The organism is Cohnella boryungensis (assembly GCF_042651945.1).
GTDB lineage: Bacteria > Bacillota > Bacilli > Paenibacillales > Paenibacillaceae > Cohnella > Cohnella boryungensis.
Window position 1 is genome coordinate 123,366 of sequence record NZ_JBHSED010000013.1, and the last position, 13,996, is coordinate 137,361.

6 protein-coding genes are annotated in these 13,996 nt (G+C 45.0%); 1 reads left to right on the plus strand and 5 read right to left on the minus strand.

Annotated elements, in window-relative coordinates:
• Positions 1-9: 9 nt before the first annotated feature.
• The 3 genes from ACFO1S_RS08365 to ACFO1S_RS08375 all read right to left on the minus strand — a co-directional run bounded on the left by ACFO1S_RS08365 (position 10) and on the right by ACFO1S_RS08375 (position 5,365).
• Positions 10-2,151, minus strand: coding sequence for a bi-domain-containing oxidoreductase (locus ACFO1S_RS08365; protein WP_204602810.1), 2,142 nt, complete (start codon positions 2,149-2,151; stop codon positions 10-12).
• The gene (gene wecC / locus ACFO1S_RS08370) at positions 2,148-3,380 is read right to left on the minus strand and encodes a UDP-N-acetyl-D-mannosamine dehydrogenase (RefSeq protein WP_378126588.1); all 1,233 of its coding nucleotides are present in this window, start codon (positions 3,378-3,380) and stop codon (positions 2,148-2,150) included. The genes ACFO1S_RS08365 and wecC overlap by 4 nt, the downstream gene beginning before the upstream one ends.
• Before the next feature lie 62 nt (positions 3,381-3,442).
• Positions 3,443-5,365, minus strand: coding sequence for a polysaccharide biosynthesis protein (locus ACFO1S_RS08375; RefSeq protein ID WP_204602808.1), 1,923 nt, complete (start codon positions 5,363-5,365; stop codon positions 3,443-3,445).
• 246 nt (positions 5,366-5,611) lie between these two features.
• Between ACFO1S_RS08375 and ACFO1S_RS08380 the strand changes: the two genes are divergently transcribed.
• A complete protein-coding gene (locus ACFO1S_RS08380; protein ID WP_204602807.1) occupies positions 5,612-8,068 on the plus strand; it encodes an O-antigen ligase family protein in 2,457 nt (818 codons plus the stop codon).
• A 125-nt stretch (positions 8,069-8,193) separates the two neighbouring features.
• Here ACFO1S_RS08380 and ACFO1S_RS08385 read toward each other — a convergent pair whose 3' ends face one another.
• Positions 8,194-10,347, minus strand: coding sequence for a hypothetical protein (locus ACFO1S_RS08385; protein WP_204602806.1), 2,154 nt, complete (start codon positions 10,345-10,347; stop codon positions 8,194-8,196).
• Between the two features lie 179 nt (positions 10,348-10,526).
• Positions 10,527-13,442: an S-layer homology domain-containing protein gene (locus ACFO1S_RS08390; RefSeq protein ID WP_204602805.1), complete on the minus strand. Its 2,916-nt coding sequence runs from the start codon at positions 13,440-13,442 to the stop codon at positions 10,527-10,529.
• Positions 13,443-13,996: the final 554 nt, after the last annotated feature.

The window sequence follows — 13,996 nt, forward strand, 5'->3', positions numbered from 1 at the left end:
TCCCTCTATCTATAGCTTTATTTGTCTTTCGACTTCCAATGAAATTCTACTGACCTCCAGCTGCTGCCACAGTGGAATAGGCCATTCTCCGCCACTGGTTATTGAATTCGCCAACGCTTGAAGCTCCTCCAGCTGTCCTTTGTTAATCAGCTTTCCTTCAATTCCTTTTTGCTTGGTGCCAACCGCCTTTAAGGTTCTGTAATCGTCCAGCACAATGACTTGCCCGTCGACAAATAAATCCATTTGTTCCTTTGCATACTCTTTATTCCCAAGAGCGGTGTAGGTGAGCGTGGCAACTGATCCATCTTCAAAGGTAACTACCGTTACGAAGTTGTCCGTCTTCGCGTAGTAGTCCGTTCGCGGCTGAATGGAATGGGCATGGATCTTAATCGGTTTGCTATCGGCAAGATAGACAAACAAATCGTAAATATGGCATGCCTCCCCAAGATTACGTCCGCCGCCCTCCTCCGTATGAACCCAATGATCCAGAGGAATGTAACCTGCATTCATTCTATAATTCATGATGAACGGGTTTGTGCGCCGGCTCAGCATTTGTTTTACTCTTTGCATATGCGGAGAAAATCTCCGGTTGTACCCCGTCATAAGGATAGGCAATCGCTTCTCGGAATTTCCCCTAAAGTAATCCTCGATTTGGGATAGCTCCGTTTGGCTTAGTACCAACGGCTTTTCTACAAGAACGTGCTTTCCGGCCTTGAGTGCCTCAAGCGCCATTGAGGCATGCAAATTATGCCTTGTAGTGATCAACACCAGATCCACCTCGGAATCCGCCAAGATTTCCTTGTAATCTGTTGTTGCGTACATAGCTCCGAATTGTTTCGAGGTCGCAATTGAATTATGGCCCGTCCTGCTCATAATGGATTGAAGATGATAGGTGCTGGATAGCTTCTGAAGATTAGGAAGGTGCATGCCCTTGGCAAAACCGCCGGCTCCTGCAATCGCAACCTTAATCTGCTGTTTATGACTAGGCAGAGCCAGTGGGTTTTGGACAATCCTGACTTTGTCGACATCTTTTCTCTCAGGATAGCTAAGCAACACCATGAGAGGCTTGTCGGCAGAGTTCTTCAACTCGTTATAGGCTGCAGGCGCTTCATCGATTGGATAGGTTTTATGGATAAGCGGCTTAATCTGTAATTTTCCGGATTGTATTAGCCTGATAATTTCCCCCATGTTGCGATTCTCAGTCCATCGAACATAACCAATCGGGTACTCCATGCCTTTTTCTTCGTACTTGTAATCGTAACGTCCGGGACCATAGGAGGATGAGATAAAGAAATCCAATTCCTTCTGATAGAAATCGGCTCTATTTAAGTTTAAGCCTACATCGCCGACTAGGACGACTCTGCCCTTCTTTCTGCACATTTGAAATGCATTAGATACTACGGCATTCGACGGAGTGGCTGCTGTTATGATGACGCCATCCGCGCCATATCCGCCCGTTTCCATGAATACCGTCGAAATATCATTTCCCTTGTCGGGATAAACGCCCAAGTCCAAGCCCATTTTTTCCGCTAATGCGACCCTTTTGGGATCCAGATCTACTCCGATCACCTTACATCCGTTTGCCTTCAGGATTTGCACCGCTATCTGCCCTAGAATCCCAAGTCCGATAACAACAAACGTTTCGCCAATCGTAGGACTGGCCCGGCGAACACCCTGCAACGCAATCGCCCCTAGCGTAACCATTGAAGCTTCAGAGAATTCAACACTATCCGGAATCTTCACGCTTAGGTTTCTAGGTACGCTGATTACTTCAGCATGATGGGCGCATTCCGCTCCAGCACAAGCCACTCGGTCGCCGGGCTTGATATCCTGAATGCCATCTCCGACTTCAAGCACAATACCCGATGCAGAATATCCAGTTGCATTACCCGCAGCCAACTTCCCCTTCACCAGACTTCTTGTTCTGCCTAGCCCCTGGTCTTTAATCATTTGTAACACTTTCTTGACCTGCTCGGGCTGCTGCATCGCTCTTTTCCATAGAGGTAATCCGCTATTCCTTACACCGCTCATTTCCGTTCCAATAGAAATGCAGGAGTGGTTAACTTGAACCAGCAATCTGCCCGATTCTATGACCGGAGCCGGTACCTCCTCGACAACCGTCGTTCCTCCTCTAATAATTACCTGCTTCATTTCCAAATACCCCTCGTATCAATTATCATTTTTTCCTCAAGTATAGTCCGATCAATGGTTCCGAACTCGTCATGATCAACGAGCAACACCACAATATCCGCGCTTGATATGGCATGCTCGGTGCTAGTGAGATTTACATTCGAATACTGACTCAGCACTGGGGGCAAACCTGATATATGCGGTTCCGCAATAAGAACCTTCAAGGAATGATCCTTAGCCAATAGGTTTACTATTTGTACTGCAGGGCTCTCTCTCAGATCGTCGATGTTTTTCTTAAAGGATAACCCCAAACAGGCAATGATGGGGGCTTTTAATTTTTCCGCTTTCGATTTAATTTTGTTCACGATATGAAATGGCTTGTTATCATTGACAATTCTGGCCTGGTGAATCAGTTTGCTTTCTTCAGGGGCAGCTCCAATAATAAACCAAGGATCAACAGCGATACAGTGGCCTCCAACACCTGGGCCCGGCTGTAAGATATTCACCCTAGGATGGTGGTTCGCTAAGCTGATAAGCTCCCATACATCAATATCCAGCTTCTCGCAAATTAAGGATAGTTCATTGGCAAAGGCAATGTTCACATCTCGATAGGCATTTTCTGTCAATTTAGCAAGTTCAGCAGTTCTAGCATTTGTAAGAAGAATTTTCCCTTTTACAAAATGCCTATAAAACTTCTCCGCTACCTTGGTGGATGAAGAATTAATGCCACCGATAATTCGATCGTTATCGATCAGTTCTTTAAGGATTTGTCCCGGCAGTACGCGCTCTGGACAGTGCGAGATATAAATTTGCCGATTGGATCGTTCATTAGCTGCATCTTCATTCTCAACAATAAGATCCGGTCTCATTCCCGTAATCCATGCCGCTATATTATCGGTAGTTCCTATTGGGCTAGTAGACTCGAGAATAATCAGATTGCCTGGATTAATATAAGGGGCTATTGCTTTGGTTGCTGCTTCCACATAGCTAATATCCGGGACATGGTCTTCCTTGAATGGAGTCGGTACCGCAATAATATATATATCCGCTTCCTCTGGCTCTGTAGAAGCTACAAGATGTCCGCTTTGAACCGAGGCCTTTACCATTACATCAAGGTCTGGCTCGTAAATATGAATTTCACCCTTATTAATAGTATCCACTGCATGTTGATTTACATCGACACCATGTACATAATAACCCTTGGTCGCTAGTAAACTAGCGGTTGGCAAACCGATATAACCCAGTCCCATTACGCAAACCTTATTCAACTGTGTCACCCTCTAAGTTAATAATCTATCGTCCTTACAATGGTTTATTCCAAAGAGCTCACAACTTCCAATGACGACTGAAACGACTCTTTCAGAGCACGCTCTTTTTCCTCTTCCGAGGATTGTTGATATGCATAAGACGGCACCAGCTTGTGAAGTTCAGCTTTGATGGCTTCCGCATGAACGGAGCCTTCTTTAAGACTGGACAGCGCCTCCAGTCTTCTTAATGCAAGTTCAAACTCTTCGCCGTTAATCAAATGCGAGCGAATGATAAAAATTCTATCGTGCTTGGAGGCAACCGCGCCCTCATCCGCAGTAAGTAATTCTTCAAACAGCTTTTCTCCCGGTCTTATTCCTGTGTATTCAATTTTGATGTCCTTGCCAGGCTCGAACCCCGACAGCCGAATGATATCTTTGGCCAGATCGGCTATCTTAACGGGATGTCCCATATCCAGTACGAATGTTTCCCCCCCGCTCGCGATAGCTCCGGCTTGAATAATCAATTGTACAGCTTCAGGGATGGTCATGAAATATCGGATCATGTCCGGATGTGTTACGGTGACCGGGCCGCCTGCTTTGATTTGTCTTTGAAAGATGGGAATAACACTTCCGCGACTGCCCAGAACATTGCCGAAGCGAACTGCAGAGAACTTGGTTTTACTTTTCATTCCGATCGTTTGTGCGACCATCTCGGCCACATTCTTGGTTGCTCCCATCACATTGGTCGGATTAACCGCTTTGTCGGTAGACACCAGCACAAAAGTATCGCATCCGTATTTATCGGCGCATGTCGCTACATTTCTAGTCCCCAGAATGTTGTTTTTGACGGCTTCGGATGGATTGTTTTCCATCAACGAAACGTGCTTATGCGCGGCAGCATGAAATACAACCCTTGGCTTGTATTTCGCAAACGTCGCATCCAGAGCGTAGATATCCTGGATGTCCGCGATGACAGAACGAAGAATGAAGTGATGTCCCGCTTCTTTAAGCTCCATTTCAATTTCAAATATGCTGTTCTCGCCATGTCCTAGTAAAATCAATTGTTTCGGCGAAAATTTGGCAATCTGTCTGCAGAGCTCCGAGCCGATTGATCCACCAGCGCCTGTTACCAGTATGACTTGATTGGACAAGTAGCTTGTGATCTCGTCTAGCTCCAGCTTGACGGGATCTCTCCCCAGCAAGTCGTCTACGCTCACATTTCGAATGTGATCTATCGAAACTTTTCCATTAATCAGATCATTCATTCTGGGAATTGTTTTTATTTGACACCCTGTTTGTTTGGCAATATTGATTATCGACGACAATTCCGCCCGCGAGGATGAAGGCATGGCTAGAATAATTTCCTGAATTTCATACTTATTGGCTACCTCGGGTATAGAATATCGATTCCCGACTACAGGAACTCCCAATACTTCATAATTCATTTTCTGTACATCGTCGTCTACAAAGGCCACAGGATATAAATCACCGGAAGAATGCTTCAGCTCCTTGACTACCATGATTCCGGCGCTTCCTGCCCCCACTATCAGCGCTTTTCTATGATAAGGCTTTATTTTTCTATAATTATCCCGAACGATCCTCCACACAAAACGTGAAGCGGAAATTCCCAAGAAGATGACCATCGCTGCCAATAGGTAAATGCTTCTTGGAACAACTATCGCCGGGAATACCGTAAGCACAACATATTGGTGAAAGATATAGAATAAACCGATACCGACAAATACTCCTTTTGTGATTGCAATTAAATCGCCGACACTTGCATATTGCCATACTTTTTTGTAGATTTTGTAAACATGTAAGCTGCTGATCACGAAAATCGTACAAGCTGAGATAACATACGGAATATTAGTGCCATATTCATTTCGAATTTTATAGTCAAATCTTAATAAATAGGATATGTAAATTGCACTTGCAATAATTAGTACATCTATTAAAAGTAGTAGGAGGTATCTTGATCTAATATTCATTACTGCTCCACCTTTGTCAATCTTATCGTATTTATCCGAAATTATTACATTTGAAGCTTGTTTATGTCTATCTAAGTATACCCTCTACGTTCGACGCCTGTCGACAAAGAGAATCACGCAACTCCACATCCCAACTTCGATATTCCAAGTTTCAATGCCTCAATCATGATTCCCGGAAAAGTTTTCGGCAGTTCCTATCTATGGTAAACTTAACAAGACTAAATTTCCAACCGGGGGATTACATGAATGGCAAAAAAGCATAGCTCGTCAAAAACATCCAATCATTTCCTCAAAATACCAAGCTTTAATTTCATTTTGATCTTAGCCGTTTCTCTGTTGCTAATCCTATTCTCGTTTAAAAAAGCGCTTTTTAATGGAGACCAAGCCTCTTTTGAACTCCCGATTTATGCTTGGCTGATATGTATTGCATTGCTATTCGCGACGACACTAATAGGATCGTTTTATAAACCGGCAATTTACAAGGAACGTGCTGGGATTACGCACCTTATCGTGTACCTGATTCCCCTTTCCTATGGTATCTCTATGATTACCGCCGCCTCTTCGCATTACTCGACAAGCGCTTTTCTAATTCACATTGGTTATGCTGCCTGCTTCGTTATTTCCGTTATAATCAGTTCCTATGTTAAAGGTATATCCGGCTTAGTTCATGCTGTCTTCGCTTTTGCATATATTATCGTGATTTTTGGATTAGCCAACTGGTTCGGCGATGCCTCCTTCGGCGGTTTATTTAACTGGTCTGAGATTCCGGGAGGAATGAGTAGGATTTACACTGAGGCTGTGCTTAACGACGGCTATCAGGCCCGTTTGGCAAGTGTTTTTCAATATCCCAACACGTATGCCGCTTTATTGATGGGCGTAATGTTAATGACTCTGCTTACCATTGTCCATAACCGGAGCCGAACCGCCCTGATTGTGCACTCTCTATTCTTGATCCCTGTACTGGTCTCATTTATTCTCACAGCTTCCCGTGCTGCATTTATTATGGCTCCGATTCTTTATCTCTTTGTTCTGATGTTCTTGAAGCCTTCTCGGCAGATTACTTTTATCTTGTATACTTTGGTATCATGCGGCACTGCTTTGGTATTATCGGACTTCATCTATAATAAGGGCATCCTGTTGCAGACCTCCTTCTCTGCTTCTATTTCATTCGTATCCTGGATAACTGTTATCCTTTGCAGTTCTCTAATTGCGGCGGTCTTTTTCCTATTTAACAAGTATGTCCAGTCCAAAATCGAGGACTCAATCGTGAAATGGGACAAGCTTCGTTTTGCTAATTTCCATCTCCCGCTTACTGGCCTGATTATTGGCGGGCTTGCTGCCGCTCTCTTGTTGACTACCTCTGTGGCCAATTTGCTGCCTAGCAATATCAAAAATAGGTTCGAGAGCAATCAAAGCAGTCTGCTGGAACGAGGGACCTTTTATCAGGATGCCATCGAATTATGGAAGGACCATCCTATTATCGGAGCCGGCGGCGGCGCGTGGAAAACCTTATACGAAAATTACCAAAGCAACCCTTATACAAGCAGAGAGGCGCACAGCTTTTATTTGCAAACCCTAGTCGAGACCGGCCTGCTAGGCATCCTCTCATTCCTGTTGCTCATTTTCGTTGTTCTTTTCCACTTTATTAAGAGCTATCTGCGCAATCCAGGTACAGATAGATTATCTGAACTCAGCATATTCACTTTAGTAGTTGCCCTATTGTTGCATAGCAGTATTGACTTCAATATGAGCTTTGTCATTGTTGGTATGATCGTCTATCTAGGACTGGGAGCATTGCTTGGAGCGGCCAAACTCCCCGCCTTCCGAATGCAAGCAAGATTGAACTCGAGTAAATTAGTTTACTTGTACCCTTCTCTACTAGTTGGGGTTGCAGGAGTTGCGCTCGTCTTTTCACTGCTTGGTTATACAAGCTCTAAGCAATATGCACTCGCCAACAGTAATGCAACTTCCGGAAAAACCCTCCCGGAAATTATGGATCCGTTAGACAGCGCAATATCAAAGCAGAAGAACCCTGAATATATAGACCTTAAGCTTCAGATTCTATTACAGCTCTACTCTCAATCGAATCGAAGCGAGTATAAAGAAGAGATCAACGAACTTCTGGAGCTTGGCTTCAAGCTTGAGCCCTATTATAAGCCTTTCTCCACAAGAAAATATCAGTCTTTAATGCTTGAACAGAAATATGATGATGCTGCTGCCTTTATAGAAGGTGAACTGATGCATCGTCCATGGAACCTGGCGTCTTATGAATTACTCGCGACGGCTTATTATAGATCGGGCCTTGCTCTTATACAAAGCCCTGCTGAAGCGCTTCAAAGATGGCAGCATGGCTTGGATGTTGAGAGTCGCCTTGCAGATAAGGCCTTGCAGCTAGGCGATCTGGCTGAAACTGATTCACAAGGCCAAGCATTTGGGCTTACCGCTGGACTCGCACTGGTTATTGGCCAGATTCACTATTACGAAGGGAATTATTCTCAAGCAGAAGCTTACTTATATCCGATTCTGGATCTTAATTTCGACGATTCGAAGGACTTTGAAGCTGCATTATTCTACCTTGCGTCGGCACAGAAGCAAGGTAAGGTTGATCAAAGCCTAATGGATATAATGCTTTCTAAGAGCACAGATGTTAATCAGATTCAGACTGCTCTAGCTGACCTATATAATCAGAACCCCATCAACTAACGATCCCTGCGAGGAGAGCATGGCCGTTAGAAATCAGCTGCTCGTAACTTTGAAACTTACAGCATAAAATGGCCCGGAAGATGAGTACGTGATTAGTACTCACCTTCCGGGCTATTTGCTACATTTTACCCAATGGTTCTGTTCACAAGCCAAGGCAGCTTCTGCGTGGCGATCAGCGTTCTATAGCCAGGCTGAATTTGATGATAGACATTCAACTCATAGTCTTTGAGAGTTTCAATCAACATGACTAATTTGTCGTCCGTCCAGGACGGCAGCGTTAAGGAATGGTTGCCGATTTGCAGAGTCGTGTTCTCATTGCCTGTACCTGTATTCCCAATTGGAAGTGTCAGCTCCCTGGAGAATACCGACTGCCTATTGTTATCTTTCAGTTCAATAATAATCTTGTGATCCTTCATGGACGTTTTCGTCAATACATCCTGAGACAATGAATAATCGAAGTCAAAGGTAATTTCCGATTTATCAAATCTGATTTGCGTTGCCACTCGTTTAATCGAGAATTCAAACGGCTTTAAGTCAATTTTTTGCAGCCCTTGCTGCGGTTCTTTGACTGGCGGCAGGATAAAGGAGTAGGGATCAGCAAAGCCCACCAGATTCTCCGTTGCTTCGTTCCCCTGTGTTGGCGAAGTGGATTCTGTAATCGCCTTGCCGACAACAAAGTTGACATCCTTCAGATCGGTATCCTTAGGAATGGTTGCGGACACGTATACGATCGCCGTTCCTCCCGGAGTAAGCTTATCCGAGACATTATCAAAGGTAGCCGGGAAAATGGTGCCATCGGTTTTTTCGAAGTACCCGGCTAGCTTTTGAATATTGGCTTGACGTTTCTCCAGGTTCTCAACTGTCAGCTGTGCAACAAGAATGTCCGCGCTGGCACCTGTATACACCATTTGATTGCGAACCTTGACCTCTGAGCGGTAACCGACATCTGCGATTTTAAATCCGACATCCGATTTTACTTTTTTAACAGGGTCAAAGGTACCTTTAGCAGTGAACTCTACCAGATCAATGAGCTCGCTGTTGCTTGCATCCGTTTCCTTCTGCTGAACGACAAGGCTAATCTTAGAAATATCGAAAGTATAAGGCACTCTGCCCACTAGCTGAAGCTTTACCGATGCGCCAGGCTGAAGAGAGACGACCTTGGCATTGTTGGTGCTTGTTGCAGCTTTTTCAATAGCTTCGTTAAATACGTATTTACCGCTTAATGTCGGCACCGGAAGCGACTTTGTTCCTTTGTTGGCGACTGTCAGATTTGCAATGACCAGATCGTCATCTTCGATTGGAAGACGATTCAAGGAATCTAACTTGATATTATAAATGCCTTTGGAGTTTGAGAACGTATAGAATTTGCCTTTGTCTTCTCCCGTATCTACCTGTGCCTGCGGCAGTTCGAAAATGGCGACCGGCTGCTTGTCCTTGCCTTCATTCAAGGAATTCACTACGGCGATTCTCCAATTGGTCTGATCGACCTTAATCGGAATGGAGGCTGTAAGCTGGTACTCCTTCTCCATCAGCGGGTCGAGGCTGGCCCCCTTAATATCCTTTACGGTCAAAGGATACATCAAGTTATTTTTCGTCAGAATAAATAGCTGATAATCCGGAAGCTGAATCGTTCTGTTGCCGTCATTTCTAATGGCGAGTTTGATATCCGGTCTATAGTAGCTCTCCGTCTTGCCGATCGTGGCCTGCTTAACAATGAACGATGCTTTTACATCGCCGGTTACTACGGCTCTGCCATTGTTAGCTGGCGTTACGGGATTATATCTCGCAGGCACAGAGATTTCACCCAGTACCTTCGTGTAATTGGCTGCGGAAAAATCCCACTTAATTACTTTGATGATGAGGTCGGTTACTTTAATGTTATTGCCAAGCGTACCGATGAAATTGATATCGACTGTAGCTTTAGCCGGTATTTTGTTCACTTTGGCATCGGTCATTTGCAAAGTTAGCTTTGTCCCCGACTTTGTGTACAAGTTCACCCAGTAATCCATGAAGTTGATTTCGGAATTGCTATTGTTTTTAATGGATAACGTAAGGGCAACAATCTGATTTGTATTAGCTGGCAGCACAAGCAGATTATTTACTTCGGCGGTTACATTGTCTCTAAGCGTGACCTTCCCCAACAATACAGGCTCCAGGACCTTGACTGCATTCTTATCGGTTACGGTTGCCGCATGCACGGAAAATTGCATGGAAGCAAGCATCATGCACACGCTTAGCATTAGGAAAAGCAGCTTCCCTTTTTTTATCACTTCGTTCATCCTCCTGCATTAAGTTGTCTAATATAATAAACGATCAAGAGGGTGATTAAGTTGCGGTAATTGAGGGGAATTATGGTGTCTACCTCCGATCAATTGGTAGCCATAACAGACTCCAATAACTGCACGCAAAAAAGGACTGCCGGATAAATCCGGCAGTCCTTCTCGCAAGCAACTACAGATTAGTTATAAACCAATGTAGTAGTTGTTTTGCCGTTAGGAGCTTGAGCAGTCAACAAGAACTCAGTAACAGTACCATTGATAGTAACTTGGTTAGTACCCGAGTTCAGGGAAACCGATCCAGTACCCTTAACGTTTGTTACTGTGTAAGTCACGCCGAGCAATTTCTTGTAACGATCGATGTTAGTAGCTTTGTACTCGATACCATAGTTATCGACTACTTTCAGGTCCATCAGATCGTATGCGTTGTAGGTATTAGCAGCAGCTTGCTTGTCGCCGTTACCTGCGGAGATTGTCTCAACAGCTACAGCATCAGCCTTAACCGTTACAGTGCCGCTAGCAGAGACGATTTCACCCTTAGCGGAGTATACTGTAGCAGTTACAGTCGATGTACCTGCTTTGTTACCCAGCAAGTAGAACTTGTCTGCATCGTTCTCGTTTGTAACGCCAGTACCTTGATCGTAAACAACGGCAAGACCGTTAGAAGAAGAAACTGTTTGAACCAGATCGCCAGGGAATGCTACGCTGTTGCCAGCTGTATCCTTAACTTCGATTGTAACAGCTTTTGCAAGACGGCTTGTATCAGCAGCGTCGAAGCCAGAAGGCAGCAAGCCGCTGTCTTTAGCTGCGAACAATGCGCCTGGATCTTTCAGAGAATAAGTCAGGTCAACTTTGCTCGGATCGATGGACTCGATCGTTTGCGTTACAACTTTCAGAGACGTTTGAGGAGCAGTACCTGTTGCAAGCTTGATCAATTCAGCTTTGAATTGAACTTTGCCATAAACACTTGCAGTAGTGTCAAACGTGAAGCCATCATTGAATTGGGAGCCTTCAGCATTCGTGTAGCTGATTGCAGGTGCGCCAGCAACCGCTGTGCCCACTTTAGCTACGTTGGAATCTCTGCCCAGCAACGTAATTGCAGGTGTGCCGTCCGTGTTGATCAGAGTTACGTCAACTTGGTAGCCAGCAAGATTGCTGTACTTCTTGCCGTATTGGTCTTGAATCAGAATCTTGAAGTCGGAGTTTGCGCCCAGCACTGCTTTTACAGCAGAAGAGGAGTCAATTACCAACGTTTCAGGTTGACGAGCTTCTTGGATGTTGATGTTCATCGTTTTGAAATCTTGAGCATCGATTTCAGCGATGCTTGCCGTAATGAATACAGTGCTCTTTGCAGTGTTAGCATTTACGGAAGTGATTTCAACGGAGCCTTTGTTTGGACCCGAAGCGATGATCGTGTTGGAAGCTACAACTGGACCACTTACAGATACTTTAACACGAGCAGCGTTTACGGAATCAACCAGTTCGTCTTTCGTCAATTGGTTGCCTTCGTTATCGTATGCAACAATTGGGATGTAAGCTTTCGAAGTGTCGCCGGAAGCAAGAACGTTGCTGAACTCGCCGAAGCCCACTTTAGTAGCTACTTTACCTGCGCCAACGTTGATGCTAGCTGTTGCGGAAGTTCCGCCAGCGTATACAGACAATGTGTACGTAGCAGCTTTAGCTTCCTTCTTCGCAAGCACAACTTTCGTTTCGAAATAGTTGTCATTGTCGAAATCGTCAGTTGTAGCGGTCAGGTTAGCCGCATGTGGTTGGATAAATTGATTGAAGTTAATAGTAGAGCCAGCTACTTGATCTTTAGTGATCGGGTTGCCGTATTGGTCGTACAATTTGATTGGAACGATCGCTGTTTCACCAGCAGTAGTCAAGCTTGTTTTAGTGCCGTCATACTTGACATCGCCAAGCTCGATTTTCGTAACGAAAGGAGCATTGCCGACTTTGAACGTTTTAGCAGCCATTACGCGAGTTTCGTTGTAGTAGATCGTCAACGGAATTTGGCTCACGTTTTGCGTGATACTATTAACGTTCGTGTTCAATTCGATGATCAGGTAGCCTTCGTCGTCTTTCGTTACTCTTTCGCCCAGGCCAGTGTAGCCTGTGAATACGGAGTATGCGGAAGATGGGTACGATGCTTGCTCACCGTATTGGTTGGAAGCTTTAACTTTAACTTTTGCTTTAGCGGAGTAAGCAATTTCGTCGCTAGCCGTTACGAATTCGATTTTTTCAACCTTTTCGTTTGTAGCTGTGAACGTACCGCTGTTTTTGTCGATAGCGTCTGCTTCCAGACCTGCCAACGTTACAGTGTATTCGCCTTCGGAGATTTTAACGTCTTTCAAAGGAAGTACAGCTGTTTTCTTGTCGTCAGACCATTTCGTAGCGTTCAGAGCTACAGAAACAGCGCCTTTTTTCAACGTGAACGTAGCTTTAGCAGTGTCAACCGCTTTGTCCAAAGCTACAGTTACTTCTTTAACGCCAGTAGCCTTAGCGGAAGCAACAGAAACCTTAGCAGGCTCTTGTTGGCCCAGGTATACCGGGTAAACAACGTCGATCGATTGGCCGCGAGTAGCGTTGGACTTGTAGTCCAGACCAGCAGGGATCAGACCTTTGTCCAAAGCAGCTTGGATGTAAGGGCCAGCCCAGTCAGAAGCGCCTTCAACCTTAGCGTCTTTCACTGGCTCGATCTTAGCGATCGTTACAGCGATTTTGATAACGGACTCAACCGTTACGTCAGCGCGCGGAGTGAATTTGCCAGCGCCAGTGCCTTCAACCAAACCAGCTTTAGCAGCTGCTTCGATTGCACCGTACCACCATTCCGAGGACTTAACGTCTGTGAAGGTAGCAGTAGCAGGCTTTTCAGCTTGCAGACCAGCAAGTGCGATTGCGATTGTAGCGAATTGAGCACGAGTCAGGTTGTCACCCAGCCCGTCGTTGCCCGTTGTAGTACCCTTAAGGATACCTTTGTCAACGAGAACTTTGTATTTCTCTGCAGTTGTCAACTGAGTGTCAGCTGCAGATGCCATGGATGCGAACAATCCGAATACCAGGGCGAAGGAAAGCAAGAGAGATAAACTTTTCTTCATAACCTTTTTTTCTCCTCCTCGAGAAAATATCTGTTTTGTTTGTGTGTGAAAATTATAGCTCGAATCTCTCATCGGCGTTTTCACCCCCTTCCTTGAGTAGAGCATTGTCTATAATTGATGTCTGACGGCATGTCTATTGGAGTAGAAGCATGTCGCAGAAACTTGTAACCTAGCGGAAAATAAACAGAAATTAGGCAGGGTAAAATATGCCACTTTCCTCATTATACATGAGACGCTTACCCAGCGTAAAGAACATTTTGATAGAGACCGCGCGAGGGGTAGTTCCCAGGTCCCTCTCGTAAAGACTCACACGTTTAAACGCACGGCGCGGAGAAAAGTTGCGGTCTATTTCAAATTACTCGAAGTTTTTTTAACCAAACCCCTTGCGAATGAACCGGTTTTCTTATGTAGGCTTTATCGCTTCTCTAGTATAGCTTGGCCCTACCTTTAAATCATTGTCAAAACATTTCCTATAGAACCAAGTTGAAGCATCCCGTGCAACGCGCGCGGGATTAATGAAGGAGAGCCGCCCGCAGGCAGCCCCCCTCCCATCC

Excerpts from the sequence above, each read along its gene's own strand:
- ACFO1S_RS08390 (WP_204602805.1), bottom strand. The coding sequence starts at position 13,442 with ATGAAGAAAAGTTTATCTCTCTTGCTTTCCTTCGCCCTGGTATTCGGA.
- ACFO1S_RS08365 (WP_204602810.1), bottom strand. The coding sequence starts at position 2,151 with ATGAAGCAGGTAATTATTAGAGGAGGAACGACGGTTGTCGAGGAGGTA.
- ACFO1S_RS08375 (WP_204602808.1), bottom strand. The coding sequence starts at position 5,365 with ATGAATATTAGATCAAGATACCTCCTACTACTTTTAATAGATGTACTA.
- ACFO1S_RS08380 (WP_204602807.1), top strand. The coding sequence starts at position 5,612 with ATGGCAAAAAAGCATAGCTCGTCAAAAACATCCAATCATTTCCTCAAA.
- wecC (WP_378126588.1), bottom strand. The coding sequence starts at position 3,380 with ATGGGACTGGGTTATATCGGTTTGCCAACCGCTAGTTTACTAGCGACC.
- ACFO1S_RS08385 (WP_204602806.1), bottom strand. The coding sequence starts at position 10,347 with ATGAACGAAGTGATAAAAAAAGGGAAGCTGCTTTTCCTAATGCTAAGC.